Source organism: Pseudomonas sp. BN411 (assembly GCF_029871235.1).
In the GTDB taxonomy this organism is placed as follows: Bacteria; Pseudomonadota; Gammaproteobacteria; order Pseudomonadales; family Pseudomonadaceae; genus Metapseudomonas.
Genome location: NZ_SSOM01000073.1, coordinates 140,074 through 164,477, shown reverse-complemented (window position 1 = coordinate 164,477; position 24,404 = coordinate 140,074). Strand labels below are relative to the sequence as shown.

The 24,404-nt window shown below is 64.4% G+C and carries 22 protein-coding genes; 10 read left to right on the top strand and 12 right to left on the bottom strand.

Translation table 11 applies throughout. The annotated features are described in order from the left end of the window. Window positions 1-8 precede the first annotated feature (8 nt). Both betT and E8F06_RS18795 read left to right on the top strand, forming a co-directional pair. Window positions 9-1,982, top strand: a complete 1,974-nt coding sequence (gene betT, locus E8F06_RS18800) for a choline BCCT transporter BetT (protein ID WP_280369965.1) — start codon at window positions 9-11, stop codon at window positions 1,980-1,982. 94 nt (window positions 1,983-2,076) lie between these two features. After that, a complete protein-coding gene (locus E8F06_RS18795) occupies window positions 2,077-2,877 on the top strand; it encodes a TlpA disulfide reductase family protein (protein WP_280369963.1) in 801 nt (266 codons plus the stop codon). Here the strand turns inward: E8F06_RS18795 and E8F06_RS18790 are convergent. Continuing rightward, window positions 2,874-3,791, bottom strand: coding sequence for a LysR substrate-binding domain-containing protein (locus E8F06_RS18790; protein WP_280369961.1), 918 nt, complete (start codon window positions 3,789-3,791; stop codon window positions 2,874-2,876). The genes E8F06_RS18795 and E8F06_RS18790 overlap by 4 nt on opposite strands. A 138-nt stretch (window positions 3,792-3,929) precedes the next feature. On the opposite strand from E8F06_RS18790, the gene E8F06_RS18785 reads away from it, so the two are divergent. After that, window positions 3,930-5,318, top strand: a complete 1,389-nt coding sequence (locus E8F06_RS18785) for a NorM family multidrug efflux MATE transporter (protein ID WP_280369959.1) — start codon at window positions 3,930-3,932, stop codon at window positions 5,316-5,318. A 96-nt stretch (window positions 5,319-5,414) separates the two neighbouring features. On the opposite strand, the gene E8F06_RS18780 is transcribed toward E8F06_RS18785, so the two are convergent. Beyond that, window positions 5,415-7,088 carry a bifunctional diguanylate cyclase/phosphodiesterase gene (locus E8F06_RS18780; protein ID WP_280369958.1) on the bottom strand — a complete coding sequence of 558 codons (1,674 nt, stop codon included), beginning with the start codon at window positions 7,086-7,088 and terminating at the stop codon, window positions 5,415-5,417. Window positions 7,089-7,345: 257 nt separating this feature from the next. Between E8F06_RS18780 and rep the strand changes: the two genes are divergently transcribed. Together rep and E8F06_RS18770 are read left to right on the top strand one after the other, a co-directional pair. Further along, on the top strand, window positions 7,346-9,358 hold the full coding sequence (gene rep, locus E8F06_RS18775; RefSeq protein ID WP_280369957.1) for a DNA helicase Rep: 2,013 nt from the start codon (window positions 7,346-7,348) through the stop codon (window positions 9,356-9,358). A gap of 42 nt (window positions 9,359-9,400) precedes the next feature. Further along, window positions 9,401-9,973 carry a xanthine phosphoribosyltransferase gene (locus tag E8F06_RS18770; protein WP_151138365.1) on the top strand — a complete coding sequence of 191 codons (573 nt, stop codon included), beginning with the start codon at window positions 9,401-9,403 and terminating at the stop codon, window positions 9,971-9,973. 241 nt (window positions 9,974-10,214) lie between these two features. Here the strand turns inward: E8F06_RS18770 and E8F06_RS18765 are convergent, their stop codons facing one another. The 5 genes from E8F06_RS18765 to dadA form a co-directional block, all read right to left on the bottom strand. Continuing rightward, window positions 10,215-10,637, bottom strand: coding sequence for a c-type cytochrome (locus E8F06_RS18765; protein ID WP_190829223.1), 423 nt, complete (start codon window positions 10,635-10,637; stop codon window positions 10,215-10,217). 132 nt (window positions 10,638-10,769) lie between these two features. Beyond that, window positions 10,770-11,318: a cupin domain-containing protein gene (locus E8F06_RS18760; protein WP_077525549.1), complete on the bottom strand. Its 549-nt coding sequence runs from the start codon at window positions 11,316-11,318 to the stop codon at window positions 10,770-10,772. Between the two features lie 198 nt (window positions 11,319-11,516). Then, window positions 11,517-12,584, bottom strand: a complete 1,068-nt coding sequence (alr, locus tag E8F06_RS18755) for an alanine racemase (RefSeq protein ID WP_280369954.1) — start codon at window positions 12,582-12,584, stop codon at window positions 11,517-11,519. Between the two features lie 66 nt (window positions 12,585-12,650). Further along, a complete protein-coding gene (locus E8F06_RS18750) occupies window positions 12,651-13,004 on the bottom strand; it encodes a RidA family protein (protein ID WP_103103100.1) in 354 nt (117 codons plus the stop codon). After that, window positions 12,979-14,277, bottom strand: coding sequence for a D-amino acid dehydrogenase (dadA, locus tag E8F06_RS18745; protein WP_151138372.1), 1,299 nt, complete (start codon window positions 14,275-14,277; stop codon window positions 12,979-12,981). The genes E8F06_RS18750 and dadA overlap by 26 nt, the downstream gene beginning before the upstream one ends. A 158-nt stretch (window positions 14,278-14,435) precedes the next feature. On the opposite strand from dadA, the gene E8F06_RS18740 reads away from it, so the two are divergent. Beyond that, entirely contained in the window at window positions 14,436-14,924 is a 489-nt protein-coding gene (locus E8F06_RS18740; protein ID WP_016495366.1) for an Lrp/AsnC ligand binding domain-containing protein, read from the top strand. 99 nt (window positions 14,925-15,023) lie between these two features. Beyond that, entirely contained in the window at window positions 15,024-16,346 is a 1,323-nt protein-coding gene (locus E8F06_RS18735) for an FAD-binding oxidoreductase (protein ID WP_280369952.1), read from the top strand. A 42-nt stretch (window positions 16,347-16,388) separates the two neighbouring features. Here E8F06_RS18735 and E8F06_RS18730 read toward each other — a convergent pair whose 3' ends face one another. Further along, on the bottom strand, window positions 16,389-17,540 hold the full coding sequence (locus E8F06_RS18730; protein WP_280369950.1) for an MFS transporter: 1,152 nt from the start codon (window positions 17,538-17,540) through the stop codon (window positions 16,389-16,391). A gap of 128 nt (window positions 17,541-17,668) precedes the next feature. Continuing rightward, window positions 17,669-19,162, bottom strand: coding sequence for an aldehyde dehydrogenase (locus tag E8F06_RS18725; protein WP_280369948.1), 1,494 nt, complete (start codon window positions 19,160-19,162; stop codon window positions 17,669-17,671). 229 nt (window positions 19,163-19,391) lie between these two features. Here E8F06_RS18725 and E8F06_RS18720 point away from each other — a divergent pair, with 229 nt between their 5' ends. Then, window positions 19,392-20,732 carry an aspartate aminotransferase family protein gene (locus tag E8F06_RS18720; protein ID WP_280369946.1) on the top strand — a complete coding sequence of 447 codons (1,341 nt, stop codon included), beginning with the start codon at window positions 19,392-19,394 and terminating at the stop codon, window positions 20,730-20,732. Between the two features lie 14 nt (window positions 20,733-20,746). After that, the gene (locus E8F06_RS18715; protein WP_280369944.1) at window positions 20,747-21,112 is read left to right on the top strand and encodes a cupin domain-containing protein; all 366 of its coding nucleotides are present in this window, start codon (window positions 20,747-20,749) and stop codon (window positions 21,110-21,112) included. A gap of 276 nt (window positions 21,113-21,388) precedes the next feature. Here E8F06_RS18715 and rpmG read toward each other — a convergent pair whose 3' ends face one another. Beyond that, window positions 21,389-21,544, bottom strand: a complete 156-nt coding sequence (rpmG, locus tag E8F06_RS18710; RefSeq protein ID WP_003457707.1) for a 50S ribosomal protein L33 — start codon at window positions 21,542-21,544, stop codon at window positions 21,389-21,391. Between the two features lie 10 nt (window positions 21,545-21,554). Then, window positions 21,555-21,791: a 50S ribosomal protein L28 gene (gene rpmB / locus E8F06_RS18705; protein WP_044400708.1), complete on the bottom strand. Its 237-nt coding sequence runs from the start codon at window positions 21,789-21,791 to the stop codon at window positions 21,555-21,557. A gap of 355 nt (window positions 21,792-22,146) precedes the next feature. Between rpmB and E8F06_RS18700 the strand changes: the two genes are divergently transcribed. Further along, window positions 22,147-23,721, top strand: a complete 1,575-nt coding sequence (locus tag E8F06_RS18700; protein WP_280369942.1) for an ABC transporter substrate-binding protein — start codon at window positions 22,147-22,149, stop codon at window positions 23,719-23,721. Here E8F06_RS18700 and radC read toward each other — a convergent pair. Then, window positions 23,718-24,392, bottom strand: a complete 675-nt coding sequence (radC, locus tag E8F06_RS18695; RefSeq protein ID WP_280369940.1) for a DNA repair protein RadC — start codon at window positions 24,390-24,392, stop codon at window positions 23,718-23,720. The two genes, E8F06_RS18700 and radC, sit on opposite strands and share 4 nt — an antisense overlap. Window positions 24,393-24,404: the final 12 nt, after the last annotated feature.

Here is a 24,404-nt window from a genome sequence, read left to right as displayed (position 1 = left end):
CTAGCTCAATGGAGGCACGTTCGTCTTCGCAATCCACCCTCAATCCGCCGGTCTTTTTCGGCTCCGCAATCCTCATCATCGCCCTGGTGCTCTACAGCACCCTCGCCCGTGACCAGGCGCAATCACTGTTCGGCCACATCCAGGGCTGGATCATCACCAACGCCAGCTGGTTCTACGTCCTCACGGTGGCGCTGATCCTCATCACCGTGGTCTTCCTTGCGATCAGCCGCTTCGGCGACATCAAGCTCGGCCCTGACCACAGCCAGCCCGACTACCGCAACGGCACCTGGTTCGCCATGCTCTTTTCCGCCGGCATGGGCATCGGCCTGATGTTCTTCGGCGTTGCCGAGCCGCTGATGCACTACGCCAACCCGCCGGTGGGCGATGCCAATACGGTGGCGGCGGCCAAGGAGGCCATGAAGCTGACCTTCTTCCACTGGGGCCTGCACGCCTGGGCGATCTACGCCATCGTCGCGCTGATCCTGGCATTCTTCTGCTTCCGCCACGACCTGCCCCTGACCCTGCGCTCGGCGCTCTACCCGCTGATCGGCGAGCGCATCCATGGCCCCATCGGCCACGCTGTGGATATCTTCGCCATCCTCGGCACCGTGTTCGGCGTGGCCACCTCCCTCGGCTACGGCGTGCTGCAGATCAACAGCGGCCTCAACCACCTGTTCGGCCTGCCGGTCAGCGTGCCCGTGCAACTGGTGCTGATCGCCGTCACCTGTGCCCTGGCGACCCTGTCGGTGGCCAGCGGGCTGGACCGGGGGATCCGGATCCTCTCCGAGTTCAACCTGCTGCTGGCGGTGATCCTGCTGGCCGTGGTGCTGGTCCTGGGGCCCACCGTGTTCCTGCTCAAGACCTTCATTCAGAACACCGGCGGCTACCTCTCGGAGATCGTCAGCAAGACGTTCAACCTCTACGCCTACGAATCCAGTGACTGGATCGGCGGCTGGACGCTGCTCTACTGGGGCTGGTGGCTGTCCTGGTCGCCCTTCGTCGGCCTGTTCATCGCGCGTATTTCCCGGGGCCGCACCATCCGCCAGTTCGTCTGCGGCGTCCTGTTCGTCCCGGCCGGTTTCACCTTGCTGTGGATGACAGTCTTCGGCGACACAGCCATCCACATGGTGCTGCAGGAAGGTGTCCACAGCCTGGCGGACACCGTGGCCCAGGACAGCTCACTCGCGCTCTTCGCCTTTCTCGAACAGTTCCCCTTTTCCTCCCTGCTGTCGCTGGTGGCGGTGCTGATGGTGGTGGTGTTCTTCGTCACCTCCGCCGACTCCGGCGCCCTGGTGGTGGACATGCTGGCCTCCGGTGGCCGTGAGGTGACACCGCTCTGGCAGCGCCTGTTCTGGTCGATCCTGATGGGCGTCGTGGCCATGGCGCTGCTGCTGGCCGATGGCCTCAAGGCCCTGCAGACCGCGACCATCGCCAGCGCCCTGCCGTTCGCCGTCGTGCTGTTGGCGGCCACCTGGGGCCTGCTCAAGGCGCTGCGCCTGGACGCCACCAAACGCGGCATCCGCTACCAGGCGCTCAACCTCTCGCGACCGGCCCAGCGCCAGCACGGCGGCTGGCAGCGGCGCCTGCGCAATATCCTGATGTTCCCGCGCCGCAGCCATGTCACCCGTTTCATCGACGAAGTGGTGCGCCCTGCCTGCCAGGAAATTTCCGAGGAGTTGCGCAAGCAGGGCTACACGGTCGATGTGCAGAACGGTGAGGATGGTCGTTGCAAGCTGAACGTCGGCCACGGCGCCGAGGTGGATTTCAGCTACGAGGTGCGCCCGCGGGCCCTGCCGCTACCGGCCTTCGTCAGCCGCGATGGTGAGGAGAGCCAGGACTCGCGCAAGTACTTCCGCGCCGAGGTCTACCTGCGCGAAGGCGGGCAGGACTACGACGTGATGGGCTGGAGCCGCGACGAGGTGATCGGCGACCTGCTCGACCAGTACGAGAAGCACCTGCACTTCCTCCACGTCGTGCGCTGAGGCAGCTCCTTCCCCGAAACATTTATCCACAGCCTGGCGCTGCCCCATGGGCGCCGGGCTGCGATACTCGCCGCCTCGTCCCACGGAGTCCGGCATGACCAGCTTCAACCTCGGCCCCCTCGCCATTCCCATGCAGCATGGGCTGCTCTACCTCGGCTTCTTCGCGGCGCTGTTCGCAGGCTGGCTGGCCGGGCGCAGGCGCAAGGCCAACCCCGAGGGTGCGCTGTTCGCCATGCTGATCGGCGGATTGCTGGTGGCGCGGCTGGCGTTCGTCGGGCAGTACTTCGAACAGTACGCGGCACGGCCCCTGAGCCTTGTGGATATCCGCGACGGCGGTTTCCTGTTCTGGCCAGGCCTGCTCAGCGCCGCCCTGATCGGTGCCGGGCTCGCCTGGCGCAAACCTGACCTGCGCCGGTCATTGGCCATCGCCGTGCTGGTCGGCGGCAGTCTCTGGGGGAGCGGCCTGGCGCTGGTTTCAGCCCTGGAGCGCAGTCGCCAGCTGCCGGAGCTGAGCTTGATGGACTTGCAGGGTAATCCGGTGGACCTGCGTGCGCTGGATGGCCGCCCGCTGGTGGTCAACCTCTGGGCCACCTGGTGCCCGCCTTGCCGTCGCGAAATGCCGGTGCTGCAAGCGGCGCAGAAAGCCAATCCCGATGTGCGCTTCCTACTGGTGAACCAGGGCGAGCACGCCGAAGCAGTGACCCGCTATCTGGCCGAACAAGGCCTGGCTCCCCGGGAAGTCCTGCTCGACAGCGGCAATCGCCTGGGCCAGGCCACCGGGTCGTTCGGCCTGCCCACCACCCTCTTCTACGACGCCAAGGGCAGGCTGAACCACAGCCATATGGGCGAGCTTTCCAGCGCCAGCCTCGAACATGGGCTGCGCCAGTTGCCCTAGCCCAGCAGCTCCACCTTTGGTAATTGCATAGCCGCCACCTCCGCCTGCAAGAAGTCACGCAAGCGGCGCAGGCGGTCCTGGCCACTGCGGGCGCGGGGCCAGACCAGGTAGTAGCTGTCGCCACTGGCCACCGCTGTCGGCCAGGGCAGGCCGATGCGGCCCTGGGTGACGTCCTCGGTCACCATCACCAGATCCCCGATCGACACCCCATAACCCCGCGCGGCAGCGACTATGCCCAGCTCCAGGGTGTCGAACACCTGGCCGCCCTTGAGCGACACCTCCTCGCTGAGGTCCATGCGCTGCAGCCAGCGGCGCCAATCGCGGCGGTCCGGCGTCGGGTGCAACAGTTCGGTCGCCTGCAGGCGCGGAAGGCTCCAGGGCTCGCCGGCCTGGGAGGGCTCACAGACCGGAATCAGCCATTCGCTGAACAGCAGGGTCACCTCCCAGTCCTGGCTGAAATGGCCATCACTGAGCAGCACCGCACAATCGAAGGGCTCGTGCTGGAAGTCCACCTTGTCCACATCCATCCAGGCGCTGGTCAGCTGCACCTCGATGTCGGCGTTGAGATGACGGAAGCGGCTGAGGCGCGACAGCAGCCAGCGCATGGTCAGGGTGGACGGCGCCTTCAGGCGCACCGTGGCGTCGTCGACCCGCAGCGTCGTGCAGGCGCGCTCCAGGGCATCGAAACCGTCGCGCAGACCGGGCAGCAGCATGCGTGCCGGCTCCGTGAGCTGCAGGTTGCGGCCCTGGCGCTCGAACAGGCGACAGGAGAAATGTTCCTCCAGGGTGCGGATGTGCCGGCTCACCGCGCTTTGGGTGATGGCCAGCTCCTCGGCGGCGCGCGTGAAGGACGCATGGCGGGCGGCGGCCTCGAAGGCGCGCAGGGCGTAAAGCGGGGGCAGACGGCGCGACATATGCCTCGACCTATGAGTAATAGTCATGAATGGCATCATTTTTTTCCTTTTGTGCCGATTCATCAAGGCTCGGAGAATTGCTGAATTCAAAGCCGGGCAAGGGGATTGGCCGGCTCTCCGAAACAGTGAGCCTTACTCATGCCGCAGAGCATACGCAATGAACTGGTGGCCATCCTGCGCCTGGCCGGACCGCTGATCGCGGCCCAACTGGCCCACGTGGTGATGGTCTTCACCGACACCGTGATGATGGGCCTGATCGGCCCCGAAGCTCTGGCCGGCGGTGGCCTCGGCGCGGCCAGCTATTCCTTCGTGTCGATCTTCTGCGTCGGTGTGATCGCCGCCGTGGGCAACCTGGTCGCCATCCGCCATGGCGCCGACGACAAGGCCGGCACCACCCGCCTGACCCAGAGCGGGCTCTGGCTGGCCCTCGGCATGGCGCTTGGCGCGGGCCTGCTGCTGTGGAACCTGAAACCCGTTCTGCTCGCCTTCGGCCAGGCACCGGAGAGCGTGGAAGGCGCCATGCAGTTCCTCTCCACCCTGATCTTCGCCCTGCCCGGCTATCTCGGCTTCATGGCCCTGCGCGGCTTCACCAGCGCCATCGGCCGGCCCGGCCCGGTGATGGCCATCAGCATCGGCGGCGCCCTGGTCAACTTCCTGCTGAACTACGCGCTGATCCACGGCATGTTCGGCCTGCCGAAAATGGGCCTGGCGGGCATTGGCCTGGTCACCGCCGTGGTGATGAACGGCATGGCGCTGCTGCTGGCCTGGCACATCGTGCGCAACCCGGCCTACGCGGCCTACCCGCTGCTCAAGGGCCTGCTGCAGCCGTCCCGCGAGGCGCTGGCCGAACTGGTGCGGCTGGGCCTGCCAATTGGCGGCACCTACGCGGTGGAATCCGGCCTGTTCGCCTTCGCCGCCCTGTGCATGGGCGCTCTCGGCAATACCCAGTTGGCGGCGCACCAGATCGCCATCCAGTCGGTGTACGTGGCCTTCATGGTGCCAGTCGGGATTTCCTACGCGGTGACCTTCCGCATCGGCCAGCACTACGGCGCCGGCCGGCTGGAGGATGCACGCCGCGCCGGGCGGCTGGGCATCGGCTTCGGCGCCAGCTGCATGCTCGCCTTCGCGGTGCTGTTCTGGGTGGCGCCGGAATTGGTGGTGGGGCTGTTCTTCGACCGCCACGCCGCCGAGTTCCACGACATCGTGCAACTGGCCGTGAGCCTGCTGGCGGTGGCGGCTTTGTTCGAACTGTTCGACGGCATCCAGACCATCGCCATGGGCGCGATCCGTGGGCTGAAGGACGCCAAGACTACCTTCCTGGTCGGCCTCGCCTGCTACTGGCTGGTGGGCGCGCCAGCGGCCTGGCTGCTGGCCTTCCCCCTGGGCTGGGGCGCCACCGGTGTCTGGTGGGGCCTGGCGCTGGGCCTCGCCTGCGCGGCACTGGGGCTGACCCTGGGCTTCGAGTGGAAGACCGCGCGATTGCTGCGGCCTGTGGATAACTGCGCGGGGACTGTAGGTTGTGGCTGAGCTACGCGAAGCCCAACATTCCCGGCCGAGCTTCCCACGTTGGGCCGCGCTGCGCTTGGTCCAACCTACAGGTAGCCGCCAGCCACAGCTCGCAAATCAAAGCTCCTGGTTGGCAAGTAATGCCTGGCGGGTGCCAAACACCAGGAAACGCGCCAGCTCGGCGAGGGGCAGCGGCCGGCTGATCCAGTAGCCCTGTGCCTGGTCGCAGCCGAATTCGCGGAGCAGCGACAACTGCTCCGCGTTTTCCACGCCTTCTGCCACCACTTCCAGATTGAGGTTCTGCGCCAGGTTGATCATCGCCTTCACCAACTGGCGATTCTCCGGACGGTCGTGCATGCCGCCGACGAAGCTCCTGTCGATCTTCAGCAGGGCAATGGGCAGGCTGTTGAGGTGGACGAAGGAGGAGAAGCCGGTACCGAAGTCATCGAGGGAGAAGCGCACGCCCAGATGCCCCAAGGCATCCATGGTCTGGCGCACCTGCTCGCTGCGGCGCATGACGGCGGTTTCGGTCAATTCGAATTCCAGCCAGCGCGCGTCGACGCCGCGCTCGTGGATCAGCCGGCTCAGGGTGGAAAGCAGCTGGCTGTCCTGGAACTGGCGGAACGACAGGTTCACTGCCATGTGCAGCGGCGGCAGGCCGCGTCCGCGCAGCCACTGCATGTCGCGCAGGGCACGGGAAATCACCCAGTAGCCCAGGGGTACGATCAGGCCGCTTTCCTCGGCCAGCGGCACGAATTCGTTGGGGGTGAGCAGGCCTCGCTCACTGTGGCGCCAGCGCACCAGGGCCTCGAGGCCGAGGATGTTGCCGGTCTTCAGGCACAGCCGCGGCTGGTAGTGCAGTTCCAGTTCGTCGCGGCGAAGGGCGCGGCGCAGCTCGCTTTCCAGGTCGGCGCGGCTGCGTGCACTGCGATTGATGCGTTCATCGAAGATGTGGAAGGTACAGCCCTGGCTGGCCTTGGCCTGCTGCATGGCGATGTGGGCATGCCACATCAACGGATCGGCACCCTCACTGACACGGGAATGGGCGATACCAAGACTGCAGCCGAGTAGCAGGCTTTCGCCATCCACCTGATAGGGCTCGGCGAGGGCTTCGGCAATGCGCTCAGCCACCCGCTCGGCGCGGGCCGGGTCGCGACGGGTATCCAGCAGCAGGGCGAACTCATCGCTGCCCAGGCGCGCAATCTGGTCACCGGCACGCAGTTGCGCCTTGAGCCGTGCCACCACCTGCAGGATCAGGCGATCGCCGGCCTGGTAGCCGAGGGCGTCATTGGCGTGGCGGAAGTTGTCCAGGTCCAGGTGGCCGAGGGCCAAGCCGCGCCCGTCGTATTCCACCAGGCGCGCGGCCAGCAGAGTCTGAAATCCCTGACGGTTGGCGATGCCGGTAAGCGGGTCCTGCTCGGCCAGGCGCTCCAAGGCGCCTTGCAGGTTCCGCCGCTCGCGGACGTGGCGCAGGGTTCGGCGCAGGGTGTCGACGCCCAGATGCCCGCGCACCAGCCAGTCGCTGACGCCCTGGGGGGCTTCGGCGGGCTCGTCTTCCAGCAGCAGGATGATCGGCAGCGGGCAGCGTCCGGCGGAAGGCAGCATGCCAGGGGTGCAGAGCACCAGGGCGCAGTCCAGGTCGTCCATCAGACCGCTGGCGGCATCCCAGGAACCGGCAGTGATCAGGGGGGATGCGCTGCCCATCGCGGCCAGAAGGTCGCGAAGCAATTCTGCCCAGGCCGGTGATTCCGCCAGCAGAAGCATGCGCATTGGCTCGACGAGCGCGGACAAATGACCTCCCCGGGTCACGGATACTTCAGCGCTTTCGCGCCAGACAGCGCCATTTTCGGCGTCGTTCTTACCACACTTCCCTGCGTGGCCTTCGCCAAATCGCCGACGAAGACGGCACCATCGTACTGTCTATCAGGAATTTTCCAAGGAAAACCCACTAGCAATAGAGGTTGCATCACAGTTGCCCGGAGGTACTTCGGTACAACCCGGCCGGCCTGCTAGAATGCGCGGCCATTCGCCTTGATCCAGCCCCCAGCATGTCCCGACTCAACCCTCGGCAACAGGAAGCCGTGAACTACGTCGGTGGTCCGCTATTGGTGCTCGCCGGCGCAGGCTCCGGCAAGACCAGCGTGATCACCCGCAAGATCGCCTACCTGGTGCAACAGTGCGGGATCCGCGCGCAGCACATCGTCGCGGTGACCTTCACCAACAAGGCGGCGCGCGAGATGAAGGAGCGCGTCGGCACCCTGCTGCGCGGCAGCGAGGGCAAGGGGCTGACCGTCTCCACCTTCCACAACCTCGGCCTGAACATCATCCGCAAGGAACACGCGCGCCTGGGCTACAAGCCCGGGTTCTCGATCTTCGACGAGTCGGACATCAAGGCGCTGCTGACCGACATCATGCAGAAGGAATACGCCGGGGATGATGGCGTCGACGAGATCAAGGGCTACATCGGCAACTGGAAGAACGACCTGATCCTGCCGGACGAGGCGCTGGCCAAGGCGCGCAACCCGAAGGAGCAGACCGCCGCCGTCGTCTACCTGCACTACCAGCGCACGCTCAAGGCGTACAACGCGGTGGACTTCGACGACCTGATCCTGCTGCCGGTGAAGCTGTTCCAGGACAACCCGGACATCCTGGAAAAGTGGCAGCACCGCGTGCGCTACATGCTGGTGGACGAATACCAGGACACCAACGCCAGCCAGTACCTGCTGGTGAAGCTGCTGGTGCAGCACCGTGCGCAATTCACCGTGGTGGGTGACGACGACCAGTCGATCTACGCCTGGCGCGGTGCGCGGCCGGAAAACCTGATGCAGCTGAAGGAAGACTTTCCCTCGCTGAAGGTGGTGATGCTGGAGCAGAACTACCGCTCCACCAGCCGCATCCTAAAGTGCGCGAACATTCTCATTGCCAACAACCCCCACGTGTTCGAGAAACAGCTGTGGAGCGAGATGGGCGTGGGCGACCCGATCCGGGTGATCCGCTGCCGCAACGAGGACGCCGAGGCCGAGCGGATCGCCATGGAAATCCTCACCTTGCACCTGCGCACCCAGCGGCCCTACAGCGAGTTCGCCATCCTTTACCGGGGCAACCACCAGGCCAAGCTGATGGAGCTCAAGCTCCAGCACCACCAGGTTCCCTATCGGCTGTCCGGCGGCACCAGCTTCTTCGGGCGCCAGGAAGTGAAGGACCTGATGTCCTACTTCCGCCTGCTAGTGAACCCCGACGACGACAACGCCTTCCTCCGCGTGATCAACGTGCCGCGCCGGGAGATTGGCTCCACCACCCTGGAGAAGCTCGGCAACTACGCCACCGAGCGCGGCATTTCGATGTACGCCGCCTGCGACGAGATGGGTCTGACCGAGCACCTGGACAGCCGCTTCACCGACCGCCTGCAGCGCTTCAAGCGCTTCATGGACACCGTGCGCCAGCAGTGCGCGCAGAACGATCCCATCGCCGCGCTGCGCAGCATGGTGATGGACATCGACTACGAGAACTGGATTCGCCAGAACGCTTCCAGCGACAAGGTTGCGGACTTCCGCATGGGCAACGTCTGGTTCCTCGTCGACGCCCTGAAGAATACCCTCGAGCGCGACGAAGAAGGTGGGATGACCATCGAGGAAGCCATCGCCAAGCTGGTGCTGCGTGACATGCTCGAACGCCAGCAGGAGGAAGAGGAAGGTGCCGATGGCGTGCAGATGATGACCCTGCACGCCTCCAAGGGCCTGGAATTCCCCTACGTCTTCATCATGGGCGTCGAGGAGGACATCCTCCCCCACCGCTCCAGCATCGAAGCCGACACCATCGAAGAAGAACGCCGTCTGGCCTACGTGGGCATCACCCGCGCGCGGCAGAACCTGGCCATGACCTTCGCCGCCAAGCGCAAGCAGTACGGCGAAATCATCGATTGCTCCCCCAGCCGCTTCCTCGAGGAACTGCCTCAGGAAGACCTGGAATGGGAAGGCATGGAAGACGCACCAGTGGAGGTGAAGGCCGCGCGCGGCAACACTGCCCTGGCGGACATCCGTGCCATGCTGAAGAAGTCGTAATCAAACCCCGGCGCAGACCGGGCAATAAATGAGGGTACAGGCGTGGAAGCGCTGAAACAGAAGATTCGTGAAGAAGGCATCGTACTGTCCGAGCAGGTACTGAAGGTCGACGCCTTTCTCAACCACCAGATCGATCCGCGCCTGATGCAGCAGGTGGGCCATGAGTTCGCCGAACGCTTCAAGGGCCAGGGCATCACCAAGATCGTCACCATCGAAGCCTCGGGCATCGCCCCTGCAGTGATGGCCGGTCTGGAACTGGGCGTGCCGGTGATCTTCGCCCGCAAGTTCCAGTCGCTGACCCTGAAGAACGACCTGCTGATTTCCAAGGTGTTCTCCTTCACCAAGCAGACCGAGAGCACCATCGCCATCTCGGCCAAGCACCTGACTGCAGCCGACAACGTACTGGTGATCGACGACTTCCTCGCCAACGGCCACGCCGCCAAGGCGCTGATCGATCTGATCCAGCAGGCCGGCGCCAGTGTCGCCGGTATCGGCATCGTGATCGAAAAGTCCTTCCAGGAAGGCCGTGCCCTCCTGCAAAGCGAGGGCTACCGAATCGAGTCCCTGGCGCGCGTCGCCTCGCTCGCTGACGGCAAGGTCACCTTCGTCGATTGATCCTCGCGATACAGGACGAAGTCCTGTCGTAGGTTGTGGCTGAGCCCACGAAGCCCAACGGGCGTGCTCACCTGCTAACGTTGGGCTTCGCAGAGCTCAGCCCAACCTACAGGCCCAAGGGAACCGGTTACCTGTGAGCGATTTCAATCGCGAATGAATTCGCTCCGGCTGCGGCAACAGGTCGCATCCTGCAGGCACAAAAAAGCCGCCCTCGGGCGGCTTTTTCGTCGATGGCGGACTATTACAGGCCGGACATCTTCTTGATGGTGGCTTTCAGCTCATCATCGGTGCAGTCGGCGCAGGTGCCCTTCGGCGGCATGCTGTTGATGCCGGTGATGGCCTTGGCCAGGATGCCGTCGAGGCCGCCCTGGTGGTCAGCACGCTCTTTCCAGGCAGCGGTATCGCCGATCTTCGGCGCACCCAGTACGCCAGCGGTGTGGCAGGCGCCACAGTGCTTGGCAATGATGTCGTCCGGCGTACGCGCACCGCCGCCAGCAGCGGCTGCTACGGCGCCAACACCCTTGCATTCCTGACCCTGTACGCAGACCTCGCCTACCGGCTTGATGCGCTCGGCAACGGCGTCGTCGGTCGCGGCCTGGGCGCTAACAGCCCACAGGGCCAATACGGCAGCATGAGCCGCCAGCATCTTCTTGATTAGGTTCACCCTTACACCCTCATCGTGGCTAGTATCGCCCGCGGCCACGGTTTCGCGAGCGGGCGCAAGTATATACGGTTAGTTCGCCACGCTGAAACAACCCAACATGTCGCAGGGAAATTCGCGTGGCGCTCATGGAATTCAGAAGTTCGCCGGAGTGGTCGCGCTGATCAGGCGAGCCGGGGCATCGAACGGATTGCGGAAGCGGTGCGGCTTGCTGCTTTCGAAGTAATAGCTGTCGCCCGGCTCGAGAACGTACACCTCGCTGCCGATGGTCAGCTCAAGGCGGCCTTCGACCAGCATGCCGGCCTCTTCGCCGTCGTGGGCGTACATCTCGTCACCGGTGTCGGAGCCCGGCGGGTAGGTCTCGTCGAGGAAGGCCAGGGCGCGACTGGGATGGGCCTTGCCCACCAGTTTCATGGTGATGGCGCCGCTGCAGATATCGGTGAGTTCGGAAGCCCGATAAACCACCTGGACCTGGTTTTCCTGCTCAAGATCGAGAGAGAAGAATTCAACCAGCGACATGGGAATACCCCCCAGCACCTTCTTCAGCGAACTGATGGAGGGGCTGACACTGTTCTTCTCGATCATGGAAATCGTGCTGTTGGTGACACCCGCGCGCTTGGCGAGCTCACGCTGGGACAGGCCTTTCAGCTTACGGATGGCTTGCAGTCGAACACCGACGTCCAATGGCGGGATCCTCCTTGGGGATCAGGGGTGGTCACGGTCGCCGTATCATGGCAACAGCGTTCAGTATTTACAACACTCGGGCCGTCAATACCGCGCAAACTTTCCACACCCCAAGGCGAGCCTTGGAAAAGCCGTAATCTTGCAGGAAACGTCGGCCAAATGATCGATTTCATGATCACTTGGCCCCTTATTCAGGCATCAGACGTAGACGAGCGGCACCCGACGCAGGTTGCAGAAGATCTGGTACGGAATGGTGCCGGCGTGGACCGCCACGTCACTGGCAAGGACTTCCTTGCCCCAGAGCTCCACGCGGCTGCCGAGGCCCGCGTTGGGCAGGTCGGTGAGATCGACCGTGAGCATGTCCATGGAAACGCGGCCGATCAGCCGGCTCGGCTGCCCGTCGATGCTCACCGGGGTGCCGGTGGGTGCATGGCGCGGGTAGCCGTCGGCGTAACCCATGGCGACCACGCCGACGCGGGTCGGGCGCTCGGTGACGAACTTAGCGCCGTAGCCGACCGGCTGGCCGGCAGGCAATTCGCGCACACTGATGATTTTCGATTCCAGCGTCATCACCGGCTTCAGCTTCTCGGCCAGGGAGTGCGCCTGTTCGAAGGGGGTGGCGCCGTAGAGCATGATGCCGGGACGTACCCAGTCGCTCGGAACCTGCGGCCAGCCCAGCACTGCCGGCGAGTTGCGCAGGCTGACCTCGGCCTCGAGACCGGCGCGGGCCTGCTCGAAGACAGCGACCTGCTCGGTGCTGCTGGCACAGTCCAGCTCATCGGCACGGGCGAAGTGGCTCATCAAGACGATCTTCTCGACCTTGCCGGTCGCCTGCAGGCGCTGCCAGGCGTCCCGGTATTCGGCCGGGTGCAGGCCGACGCGGTGCATGCCCGAGTCCAGCTTGAGCCAGACGGTCAGCGGCTTGCGAAGAGATGCGGTTTCGATGGCCTCCAGCTGCCAGCCGGAGTGCACCACGGTCCAGAAATCGTGCTCCTGGATCAGCTCCAGCTCGTCGGCCTCGAAGAAGCCTTCCAGCAGCAGGATCGGCTTGCGGATGCCTGCCGCGCGCAACTGCAGCGCTTCCTCGATGCAGGCCACGGCAAAACCGTTGGCTTCGGACTCCAGCGCCTGGGCGCAGCGCACTGCGCCATGGCCGTAGGCATCGGCCTTGACCACGGCGAGGGCCTTGGCGCCCGTGACTTCGCGGGCGAGGCGGTAGTTATGGCGCAGGGCTTCGAGATCGATCAGGGCACGGGCGGGACGCATGGCGAGGGCTTCTTCTAATTGATCGGATGGAAAAAACCCGGCGCGAACGCCGGGCTGAGCAAGAAACTAGGGAAGTGCAGCGACGACCGTCATCTCCACCAGCACGTCGGGCGAGTACAGCTTCGCCTCGACGCAGGCACGGGCCGGAGCGGCACCCTTCGGCACCCAGGCATCCCACACCGCGTTCATCGCGGCGTAATCCGCCTCCATGTCCTTCAGGTAGATGGTCACCGACAGGATGCGGCTCTTGTCGGTGCCGGCCTCGGCCAGCATCGCGTCGATGGCAGCCAAGGTTTCACGAGTCTGCTGGCCGACGCCCGCGCTGTGCTTCTCATCCAGCTGGCCGGCCAGATAGACCGTGCCGTTGTGGATGACGATTTCGCTGTAGCGGGTTTCAGTGCGCAGGCGCTGGATTGACATTGTCCGGGGTCTCCTTGGAATTGCCGTAACGGAAGATGTCCAGGCCTTCGGCGCTGATCTGCGGACGCTTGCGCGCCATCAGGTCGGCCAGCAGGCGGCCGGAGCCGCAGGCCATGGTCCAGCCAAGGGTACCGTGTCCGGTGTTGAGGAACAGGTTGCGGAACGGAGTGGCGCCCACGATCGGGGTGCCGTCCGGGGTCGCCGGGCGCAGGCCGGTCCAGAAGCTGGCCTGGGACAGGTCGCCACCTTCCGGGTAGAGGTCGGCGGTGATCATTTCCAGGGTGTCGCGGCGAGCCGGATTCAGATCCAGGTTGAAGCCGGTGATCTCGGCCATGCCGCCCACGCGGATGCGCTTGTCGAAGCGAGTGATCGCGACCTTGTAGGTCTCATCGAGAATGGTCGAGGTCGGAGCCATGGCCGGATTGGTGATCGGCACGGTCAGCGAATAACCCTTGAGCGGGTAGACCGGAGCCTTGATACCCAGCGGCTTGAGCATTTGCGGGGTGTAGCTGCCCAGCGCCAGCACGTAGCGATCTGCGGTTTCCAGCTTGCCGTCGATCCACACACCGTTGATGCGGTCGCCGGCGAAGTCCAGGCGCTCGATGTTCTGACCGAAGCGGAACTCCACGCCCAGCTTCTCCGCCATCTCGGCGAGGCGAGTGGTGAACATCTGGCAATCGCCGGTCTGGTCGTTGGGCAGGCGCAGGGCGCCGGCCAGCTTGTGCTTGACGTTGGCGAGGGCCGGTTCGACGCGGGCGATGCCGTCACGGTCGAGCAATTCGTAGGGCACGCCGGACGCTTCGAGCACGGCGATGTCCTTGGCTGCGGCGTCTACCTGGGCCTGGGTGCGGAACAGTTGGGTGGTACCGAGCGCGCGGCCTTCATAGCTGATGCCGGTTTCGGCGCGGAGCTCGTCGAGGCAGTCGCGGCTGTACTCGGACAGACGCACCATGCGCTCCTTGTTCACCGCATAGCGGGCGGCGGTGCAGTTGCGCAGCATCTGCGTCATCCACAGGTACTGGTCGATGTCGCTGGTGGTGCGGATGGCCAGCGGCGCGTGCTGCTGCAGCATCCATTTGACGGCCTTCAGCGGCACGCCTGGCGCCGCCCAGGGCGATGCATAACCGGGGGAAACCTGGCCAGCGTTGGCGAAGCTGGTTTCCATGGCCACGGCGTTCTGGCGGTCGACCACGACCACCTCGAACCCTGCCTGGGCCAGGTAATAGGCGCTAGTCGTTCCGATCACACCACTGCCAAGGACCATCACTCGCATGTCTGTCTCCATTCGCGGCGGGGAATCCGCTGCGTTTGTTATTTTGAGCGTCGATGCGGCGAAGTATAGGGAGACAAACCCAGTGATATTCACTATATAGATAGCTATATTTGGCGATAATTCTCGGCAGAATGCGCTTCAGCGGAGGGGCATCCACCATGCGCACCCAGCATCAATCCCGTCGTGAACTGGACAAGATAGACCGGAATATTTTACGAATCCTGCAGGAAGACGGCCGGATCTCTTTCACCGAGCTGGGCGAACGCGTGGGGCTTTCCACTACGCCCTGTACCGAGCGCGTCCGTCGCCTGGAGCGCGAGGGCATCATCCTCGGCTACAACGCACGGCTGAACCCCCAGCACCTGAAGGCCAGCCTGCTGGTTTTCGTGGAGATCAGCCTGGACTACAAGTCCGGCGACACCTTCGAAGACTTCCGCCGCGCCGTGCTCAAGCTGCCCCATGTACTCGAATGCCACCTGGTCTCGGGCGACTTCGACTATCTGGTGAAGGCGCGGATCAACGAGATGGCCTCCTACCGCAAGCTGCTCGGCGACATCCTGCTGAAGCTGCCTCACGTGCGTGAATCCAAGTCGTACATCGTGATGGAAGAAGTGAAGGAATCACTGAACCTGCCGATCCCCGACTGATTTGTTACGAGCGTTCCGAACCCCTTGGCACAGCTTGGGGGTTCGCCTTATCCTGCCCGAGCGTAAAATTTTCCAAACAACAAAATCAGGATTTCGCACATGAACGCTCGCGTTCGCATCCCGGTGCATACCGAACACCACGCCCCCTCCTATTACGCAGCGACCGCCAACCGTCGCATCGATTACCCGCCCCTGGCGGGAGAGGAGGTGGCCGACGTGTGCATTGTCGGTGGTGGTTACTCCGGGCTGAACACGGCGATCGAACTGGCCAAGCGCGGCCGTTCCGTGGTGTTGCTGGAATCCCGTCAGATCGGCTGGGGCGCCAGCGGGCGCAATGGCGGGCAGCTGATTCGTGGCGTCGGCCATGGCGTCGAGCAGTTCGAGTCGGTGATCGGTGCCGAAGGCGTGCGCTCCCTCAAGCTGATGGGGCTGGAAGCGGTGGAGATCGTCCGCCGCCGGGTGGAAGAGTTCGCCATCGACTGCGACCTGACCTGGGGCTACTGCGACCTGGCCAACAAGCCTGGCGATTTCGCTGGTTTCGCCGAGGACATGGAAGAGCTCAAGGGCCTTGGCTACCGCCACGAGTTGCGCCTGGTTCAGCCTGGCGAGATGCGCAGCGTGGTGGGCTCGGATCGCTACGTCGGCGGCCTGATCGACATGGGTTCCGGCCACCTGCATCCGCTCAACCTTGCCCTGGGCGAAGCCGCTGCGGCGCAATCCCTTGGCGTACGCCTGTTCGAGCACTCCGCCGTCACCCGCATCGAGTACGGCGCCGAAGTGAAGGTGCATGCCGCCAGCGGCGTGGTCCGTGCCAAGACCCTGGTGCTGGGCTGCAACGCCTACATGAACAACCTCAACACGACGCTCGGCGGCAAGGTACTGCCCGCCGGCAGCTACGTCATCGCCACCGAACCGCTGCCCACCGAACTGGCCCGCGAACTGCTGCCGCAGAACATGGCGGTGTGCGACCAGCGTGTCGCCCTGGACTACTACCGCCTCTCCGCGGACAACCGCCTGCTGTTCGGCGGCGCTTGCCATTATTCAGGACGCGATCCGGCGGATATCGGCGCCTATATGCAGCCGAAGATGCTCAAGGTCTTCCCGCAACTGGAGAACGTGCGCATCGACTACCAGTGGGGCGGCATGATCGGCATCGGCGCCAACCGCCTGCCGCAGATCGGCAAGCTGCCGGACCAGCCCAACGTCTACTTCGCTCAGGCCTACTCCGGCCATGGGCTGAACGCCACTCACCTGGCCGGCCAGCTCCTGGCCGAAGCCATCTGCGGCGAGCAGAGCAATGGTTTCGACGTCTTCTCCAAGGTGCCGCACATCACCTTCCCCGGCGGCCGCCACCTTCGCTCGCCGCTGCTGGCCCTGGGCATGCTCTGGTACCGGATGAAGGAAGCGGTGGGGATCGCCTGATCCCGCGCATGAGAAAGGGCTGCTTGGCGGCCCTTTTTCTGCTCAGTCGGCGACGACCTCGACGCCGTCATCGAACAGCTCGCGGCTCCAGGCCAGCCAGACGAACCCGGCAGCGCCCAACGCCATCATCAGCGGCAGCGCGTGACCACTGATCCACTGGCTCGCTGCACCGGTCGCCAGCGGCCCCACCAGGCAGCCGATCCCCCAGAGTTGGGCAACATGGGCGTTGGCCCGCACCAACTCGTCATCCCGATAGCGTTCGCCGATCAGGATCAGCGCCAGGGTGAACAGCCCGCCAGCGCTGGCACCGAACAGCACCCAAACCGGCCAGATCAGCGGCGTGTGCAGCAGCAGCGGAATGCCCAGGCTGCTCAGCAGCAGCGTCAGGCCGCAGACACGGAACAAAGTGCGCCGCGACATGCGATCGGCCAGCCAGCCGATGGGCAGCTGCAGCGCGGCATCACCCACCACCACGACGCTGGCCATCAACAAGGCCACTTCCTGGGTGAAGCCTTGGCGCAAGCCGTAGATCGGCAACAGGGTCAGCATCATCGCTTCGAAGGCGGCGAACAGTACGACCGCCCAGGCAATGGTCGGCAGGCGCGCGCAGAAGGACCATAGCCCACGCCCGGAGGCGCTGTGGGCGTCGACGCTGGGCGCGCCGGTGCGGCCGAGCAGCAGCAGCGAGCCGCCGATCAACAGCCCGGTTCCAGTCCAGAATCCGAGGTCGTTGCCGGTGCCGATCGCCGTCAGCAGCAGCGGGCCGGACAACTGGCTCAGGGCATAGCCGGTGCCGTAGAGGGCCACCAGGCGTCCGCGCCACTCGTCCACCGCCAGCTGGTTGATCCAGCTCTCGCCAAGGATGAACACCACCGTCAGGGCGACGCCGATCAACAGCCGCAGCACCAGCCAGACCGGGTAGGACTGCACCAGCGCCAGCGATGCCACCGACAAGGCTCCCACCAGTAGACACATCTGCATCAGGGTGGTGGTACCGAAGCGCGCGGCCAGTCGCCCAGCGATCACCGCACCGAGCAACACACCGACCGCCGGGGTCGCTGCCATCACGCCGATGGCGAAACTGCCGTGGCCCCAACTTTCCAGCCGCAGCGATACCAGCGGCATGGTCACGCCCAGGGCGAGGCCGATGCTGATGACCGCGCCGCAAACCGCGAAGTAGGTTCCCCAACGCATTGCCGACGTCCTCCCTTTCCGTGTGGCACAAAGCAAAAAAGGCCGGGCTCCATCACTGGAAACCCGGCCGCAGGCGTGGCTCGTAGAGCCGGCCCCTCGAACCGCGAGGGGCGGACCTCAATGGCGTATCAGAGCTTGATCCAGGTGGACTTCAGCTCGGTGTACTTGTCGAAGGCGTGCAGGGACTTGTCACGGCCGTTGCCGGACTGCTTGAAGCCGCCGAAGGGCGCGGTCATGTCGCCGCCGTCGTACTGGTTGATCCAGACGCTACCGGCGCGCAGGGCCTTGCCGACCAGGTGGGCGCGGGACAGGTTGCTGGTCCATACCGCTGCGGCCAGGCCATAGATGGTGTCGTTGGCGATGGCGACGGCTTCTTCTTCGCTGTCGAAGGCGATGACCGAGAGCACCGGGCCGAAGATCTCTTCCTTGGCGATGCGCATGGCGTTGCTCACGCCGTCGAAGATGGTCGGCTCGACGTAGGTGCCGCCGGTCTCTTCCAGTACGCGCTTGCCGCCGGCCACCAGCTTGGCGCCGTCGTCATGGCCAGCCTGGATGTAGGACAGCACGTTGTTCATCTGGGTGGTGTCCACCAGGGCGCCGACGTTGGTCGCCGGATCCAGCGGGTTGCCCGGCTTCCAGGTCTTGATCGCCTCGACCACCATGGGCACGAACTTGTCCTTGATGGAGCGTTCCACCAGCAGACGCGAACCGGCGGTGCAGACTTCGCCCTGGTTGAAGGCGATGGCACCAGCCGCGGCTTCGGCGGCGGCCTGCAGGTCAGGGGCGTCGGCGAAAACGATGTTCGGGCTCTTGCCGCCGGCTTCCAGCCAGACGCGCTTCATGTTGGATTCGCCGGCGTAGATCATCAGTTGCTTGGCGATCTTGGTGGAGCCGGTGAACACCAGGGTGTCGACGTCCATGTGCAGGGCCAGGGCCTTGCCCACGGTGTGGCCGAAGCCCGGCAGTACGTTCAGCACGCCCGCCGGGATACCGGCCTCGATGGCCAGCTGGGCCAGGCGAATGGCGGTCAGCGGGGATTTCTCGGAGGGTTTCAGCACCAGCGAGTTGCCGGTGGACAGTGCCGGGCCGAGCTTCCAGCAGGTCATCAGCAGCGGGAAGTTCCACGGCACGATGGCGGCGACAACGCCTACCGGCTCACGGGTCACCAGACCCAGTTCGTTATGCGGGGTAGCGGCGACTTCGTCGTAGATCTTGTCGATGGCCTCGCCGCTCCAACGGATGGCGCGGGATGCGGACGGGACGTCGACGCTCAGGGAGTCACTGATCGGCTTGCCCATGTCCAGGGTTTCCAGCAGGGCCAGCTCTTCGGCGTGGGCGTCGATCAGGTCGGCGAAGCGGATCATGATCTCCTTGCGCTTGACCGGCGCCAGACGCGACCAGACACCGGACTCGAACACGGCGCGGGCATCTTTCACGGCCAGCTCGGCATCGGCCAGGTCACAGCTGGCGACCTTGCCCAGCAGACGACCATCGACCGGGCTGATGCAGTCGAACGTCTCGCCGGAAACGGCGCTGGTGTATTCGCCATGAATGAAGGCGCGGGTCTCGATCTGCACGGACTTGGCGCGTTGTTCCCAGTCTGCACGGGTCAGGGTGGTCATCGGAGCTTTCCTCTTATTAGAAGAGTGCCGCCAGCTCAGGCATGCACTGTCAAAAATTCTGCAAGGCCGACCTACATCTGGCCATCCTCGCAACCCTAAACCAGAGAGGATAGCCTTTTCAATATATTTTACAGTTGCCGGCCAAACGCCCTTGTCATGTTCGTTATATTAAACATAGACTCCGTCAAAATCACTACAACACCTCACCTTGCCTTTTCCGGTGCTCACAATGACAAATGCCTTTGCGCCAAAACCGGGCAGAATATCCAACAGTCTCGACGACTTCTGGATGCCCTTCACCGCCAACCGCCAGTTCAAGGCCAATCCCCGCCTGCTGGAAAGTGCCGAAGGGATGTACTTCACCAGCGCCGACGGGCGCCAGGTCCTGGACGGCACCGCCGGCCTCTGGTGCTGCAACGCCGGCCATGGCCGCCGCGAAATCACCGAAGCGGTGAGCAAACAGATCGCCAAGCTGGATTTCGCACCCACCTTCCAGATGGGCCACCCGCTGCCCTTCGAGTTGGCCGAGCGCCTGGCCGACGTAGCCCCCAAAGGCCTGAACAAGGTGTTCTTCACCAACTCCGGTTCGGAATCGGCGGATACCGCGCTGAAGATCGCCCTCGCCTACCAGCGCGCCATCGGCCAGGGCACCCGCACCCGCCTGATCGGCCGCGAGCTGGGCTACCACGGCGTGGGCTTCGGTGGCATTTCGGTAGGCGGCATGGTCAACAACCGCAAGGCCTTCCCCGCCCTGCTGCCGAACGTCGATCACCTGCCACACACCCTGGATATCCAGCGCAATGCCTTCAGCCGCGGCCTGCCGGAATTCGGCATCGAGAAGGCCGATGAGCTGGAGCGCCTGGTGACCCTGCATGGCGCCGAGAACATTGCCGCCGTGATCGTCGAACCCATGTCCGGCTCGGCCGGTGTGATTCTGCCGCCGGTGGGCTACCTGCAGCGCCTGCGCGAGATCACCCGCAAACACGGCATCCTGCTGATCTTCGACGAGGTCATCACTGGCTTCGGCCGCGTCGGCCAGGCCTTCGCCGCCCAGCGCTGGGGCGTCACCCCAGACATCATCACCTGCGCCAAGGGCCTGACCAACGGCGCCATTCCCATGGGCGCAGTGTTCGTCGCCGAAGACATCTACCAGGCCTTCATGCAGGGCCCGGAAAGCGCCATCGAGTTCTTCCACGGCTATACCTATTCAGGCCACCCGGTGGCCTGTGCCGCCGCACTGGCAACCCTGGACATCTACCAGGGCGAGCGACTGTTCGAGCGCACCATCGAACTTGAAGGCTACTGGCAGGATGCCCTGCTCAGCCTGAAGGACCTGCCCAACGTGATCGACATCCGCGCAGTGGGCCTGGTCGGCGGCGTGCAACTCGCACCGAGCGCCGAAGGCGTCGGCAAACGCGGCTTCCAGGTATTCGAACAGTGCTTCCATGACGGCGTGATGGTGCGCGTCACCGGCGACACCATCGCCATGTCGCCGCCGCTGATCGTGGAGAAGGAACAGATCGACATTCTCGTCGGCAAGCTCGCCGACTCCATCCGCAAGGCCGCCTGAACAGGGACCGCACAATGAACATCCAGCAGATCGTCGACTTCGCCCAGGCCACCACCACCGCGGAACACTACCGCCCAGCGCCCGAGAAGATCCTCAAGGGCGATCCCGAGCAGAGCGTACGCAACCACTACGGCAGCCCCTGCGGGCAGTTCAATGTGGGCATCTGGGAAGGCGCGGTGGGCCACTGGACGGTGAGCTACACCGAGCACGAGTACTGCGAGATTCTCCAGGGCGTGTCGGTGATCCGCGATGCCGACGGCAATGCCAAGACCGTGCGCGTGGGCGACCGTTTCGTCATCCCGGCCGGCTTCTCCGGCACCTGGGAAGTGCTGGAGCCGTGCCGCAAGGTCTACGTGATTTTCGAACAGGCTGCTCGCTGAGCCCGTTCTCTTCCATGCTTGTCACCCTTCAGCCCGCCATTGGCGGGCTTTTTTATGGGCAAAAGCCAAGGATTGTTTTTTCTGTGGGGGCGATTTCAATCGCTGAGCAGGCCGCAGGCCTGCCGTCTGCCCCTCACTGGGTCGGCTTCGCCGCCCTTAGCGAATGAATTCGCCCCCACAAGCCAGGTCTGTAGCCCGAAGCCAATCCGCCGGCAGCAAATCGCAGGCATGAAAAAGCCCGCACAAGGCGGGCTTCTTCGACAAGGGCCGGATCAATTACTTGATCTTGGCTTCCTTGTAGATCACATGCTTACGCACAACCGGATCGAATTTCTTGATTTCGATCTTGTCGGGAGTGGTGCGCTTGTTCTTGTCGGTGGTGTAGAAATGGCCGGTACCGGCACTGGACACCAGACGGATCAGTTCACGCATGATTGACTCCTTAAACCTTTTCGCCGCGGGCGCGCAGTTCAGACAGAACTACGTCGATGCCGCGCTTGTCGATGATACGCATGCCCTTGGCGGAAACGCGCAGACGCACAAAGCGCTTCTCGGACTCGACCCAGAAGCGATGGTGCTGCAGGTTCGGCAGGAAACGACGACGGGTTTTGTTGTTTGCGTGGGAAATGTTGTTCCCAGTAGCCGGACCCTTACCGGTTACTTGACAGACTCTCGACATGCCTCAGCCCTCTAAACCACATGCCCAACCCGGCATGGGTTGGCCGCTTGAACTCTCACTTTGTGGGCGCTTGAGCGCCCGTCTCGTCAGGGTCTTACCGGCCGCAATTTGACTGCGAAAGACCGGGCCCCCAGAAAAGAGCGCTGCTTTATATCAGAAAGCCCCTAGTGCAGCAAGGGACGTAGCGATTTACCCACAGCCCCGGGGAAGCCGCAATTATGCCCGCACCGCCACGCCAAGGGGATCCGGGCGGAGCGACCGCTCGTCGCCCACAACGCATTGTCCGCTGACCGGGCTTGGTCTAGGGTAAGGCCTTTGGCTCGCAACGAGCCTCCCCACCGCAAAGGAGCTTGCCATGCGCCTCGCCGCCCTCCCACTGCTATTAGCCCCGCTGCTCACCCAGGCTGCCACCTTGAGCGTCTGCACCGAGGCCAGTCCCGAGGGTTTCGACGTGGTGCAGTACAACTCGCTGACCACCACCAACGCTTCGGCCGACGTGCTGATGAACCGCCTGGTGGAGTTCGACGCACAAAACAGCAAGCTGGTCCCAGGCCTGGCCGAGCGCTGGGACGTCTCCGCCGACGGCCTGACCTACAGCTTCCAGCTGCGCCAGGGCGTGGCCTTCCATTCCACCGACTACTTCAAGCCAAGCCGCCCGCTGACGGCCGACGACGTGGTGTTCAGCTTCAAGCGCATGCTCGATCCGGCCAACCCCTGGCACAAGGTGGCCCAGAGCGGCTTCCCCCACGCGCAGTCCATGCAGCTGCCGAGCCTGATCAAGAGCATCGACAAGGTGGACGACCACCAGGTGCGCTTCGTCCTCAACAAGCCGGACGCCACCTTCCTCGCCACCCTCAGCATGGGCTTCGCTTCCATCTATTCAGCCGAATACGCCGACCAGCTGATGAAGGCCGGCACACCGGAAAAGCTCAACGCCCAGCCCATCGGCACCGGCCCCTTCGTCTTCCGCCGCTTCCAGAAGGACGCCGCTGTTCGCTACGCCGCCAACCCGGACTACTTCGGAGGCAAGCCCGGCGTCGACGGCCTGGTCTTCGCCATCACCCCGGACGCCAACGTGCGACTGCAGAAGCTCCGTCGCGGTGAGTGCCAGATCGCGCTATCGCCCAAGCCGCTGGACGTGCAATCCGTTGCCGGCGACAAGAACATCAAGACGGTCCAAACCTCGGCCTTCATGACTGCCTTCGTCGGCATCAACAGCCAGCATCCGCCGCTGGACAAACCCGAAGTGCGCCAGGCGATCAACCTCGCCTTCGACAAGTCGAGCTATATCAAGGCCGTATTCGAAGGCAGCGCCACCGCGGCCGATGGCCCTTACCCGCCGAACACCTGGAGCTACGCCAAGGACCTGCCGGCGTACTCCCAAGACCTTTCAAAGTCGAAAGCGCTGCTCGCCGAGGCAGGCCTGAAGGACGGCTTCAAGACCACCATCTGGACCCGACCCTCCGGCAGCCTGCTCAACCCCAACCCGAGCCTGGGTGCCCAGCTCTTACAGGCCGACCTGGCCAAGGTGGGCATTCAGGCCGAGATCCGCGTGATCGAATGGGGCGAACTGATCCGCCGCGCCAAGGCCGGCGAGCATGACCTGCTGTTCATGGGCTGGGCCGGCGACAACGGCGATCCGGACAACTTCCTCACCCCGCAGTTCTCCTGCGCTTCTGTACAGTCCGGACTCAACTTCGCCCGCTACTGCAACGCCGAACTGGACAAGCTGATTGCCGACGGCAAGACCCACGCCGACCTGGCTGAACGCACCAGCCTCTATGAAAAGGCCCAGCGGATCATCCGCGAACAGGCGCTCTGGTTGCCGCTGGCCCATCCCACCGCCTTCGCCCTGACCCGCGCCAACGTCGAGGGCTACCAGGTGAACCCCTTCGGCCGGCAGGATTTCGCCAAGGTGCGGCTGGATTAGATCCAGCCCCGCTCCGCCATCGACAAGGGCTCGCCATCGCCGACGATGAAGTGATCCAGCACCCGCACGTCGATCAGCGCCAGCGCCTCCTTGAGGCGGTGGGTCAGCTGGCGATCGGCCTCGCTGGGCTCGGCGATGCCTGAGGGGTGATTGTGACTGAGGATCAGCGCTGCCGCGTTGTGCGCCAGCGCGCGCTTGACCACCTGACGGGGATAGACGCTGGCGCCGTCGATGGTGCCGTGGAACAACACTTCGAAGGCCAGCACCCGGTGCTTGCTATCGAGGAAGAGGCAGGCGAACTGCTCATGATGGGAATGTCGCAGTTGCGCCTTGAGAAAATCGCGCACCGCCTGCGGGCTCTCCAGCGCTGAGTCGCGGCGCAATCCTTCGGCCAGGTGACGACGGGCCATTTCCAGCACCGCCTGCAATTGGGCGAACTTGGCCGGCCCGAGGCCAAGGTGCTGGCTGAAGTCCTGCAGCTCGGCCTCCAGCAACGCGCGCAGGCTGCCGAAGTCGTTGAGCAGGTGACGGGCGAGGTCGACGGCGCTACGGCCAGCCACCCCGGTACGCAAGAAAATGGCGAGGAGTTCGGCGTCGGAAAGGGCCGCCGCACCCAGTTCGAGAAGCTTCTCCCGCGGACGCTCCGCCGCAGGCCAATTACGGATGCTCATGACACCTCCATG

What these genes read in the sequence shown, in the direction of transcription:
- betT (WP_280369965.1), top strand. Translation starts at nt 9, where the DNA reads ATGGAGGCACGTTCGTCTTCGCAATCCACCCTCAATCCGCCGGTCTTT.
- E8F06_RS18795 (WP_280369963.1), top strand. Translation starts at nt 2,077, where the DNA reads ATGACCAGCTTCAACCTCGGCCCCCTCGCCATTCCCATGCAGCATGGG.
- E8F06_RS18790 (WP_280369961.1), bottom strand. Translation starts at nt 3,791, where the DNA reads ATGTCGCGCCGTCTGCCCCCGCTTTACGCCCTGCGCGCCTTCGAGGCC.
- E8F06_RS18785 (WP_280369959.1), top strand. Translation starts at nt 3,930, where the DNA reads ATGCCGCAGAGCATACGCAATGAACTGGTGGCCATCCTGCGCCTGGCC.
- rep (WP_280369957.1), top strand. Translation starts at nt 7,346, where the DNA reads ATGTCCCGACTCAACCCTCGGCAACAGGAAGCCGTGAACTACGTCGGT.
- alr (WP_280369954.1), bottom strand. Translation starts at nt 12,584, where the DNA reads ATGCGTCCCGCCCGTGCCCTGATCGATCTCGAAGCCCTGCGCCATAAC.
- E8F06_RS18750 (WP_103103100.1), bottom strand. Translation starts at nt 13,004, where the DNA reads ATGTCAATCCAGCGCCTGCGCACTGAAACCCGCTACAGCGAAATCGTC.
- dadA (WP_151138372.1), bottom strand. Translation starts at nt 14,277, where the DNA reads ATGCGAGTGATGGTCCTTGGCAGTGGTGTGATCGGAACGACTAGCGCC.
- E8F06_RS18740 (WP_016495366.1), top strand. Translation starts at nt 14,436, where the DNA reads ATGCGCACCCAGCATCAATCCCGTCGTGAACTGGACAAGATAGACCGG.
- E8F06_RS18735 (WP_280369952.1), top strand. Translation starts at nt 15,024, where the DNA reads ATGAACGCTCGCGTTCGCATCCCGGTGCATACCGAACACCACGCCCCC.
- E8F06_RS18730 (WP_280369950.1), bottom strand. Translation starts at nt 17,540, where the DNA reads ATGCGTTGGGGAACCTACTTCGCGGTTTGCGGCGCGGTCATCAGCATC.
- E8F06_RS18725 (WP_280369948.1), bottom strand. Translation starts at nt 19,162, where the DNA reads ATGACCACCCTGACCCGTGCAGACTGGGAACAACGCGCCAAGTCCGTG.
- E8F06_RS18720 (WP_280369946.1), top strand. Translation starts at nt 19,392, where the DNA reads ATGACAAATGCCTTTGCGCCAAAACCGGGCAGAATATCCAACAGTCTC.
- E8F06_RS18715 (WP_280369944.1), top strand. Translation starts at nt 20,747, where the DNA reads ATGAACATCCAGCAGATCGTCGACTTCGCCCAGGCCACCACCACCGCG.
- rpmG (WP_003457707.1), bottom strand. Translation starts at nt 21,544, where the DNA reads ATGCGTGAACTGATCCGTCTGGTGTCCAGTGCCGGTACCGGCCATTTC.
- rpmB (WP_044400708.1), bottom strand. Translation starts at nt 21,791, where the DNA reads ATGTCGAGAGTCTGTCAAGTAACCGGTAAGGGTCCGGCTACTGGGAAC.
- E8F06_RS18700 (WP_280369942.1), top strand. Translation starts at nt 22,147, where the DNA reads ATGCGCCTCGCCGCCCTCCCACTGCTATTAGCCCCGCTGCTCACCCAG.
- radC (WP_280369940.1), bottom strand. Translation starts at nt 24,392, where the DNA reads ATGAGCATCCGTAATTGGCCTGCGGCGGAGCGTCCGCGGGAGAAGCTT.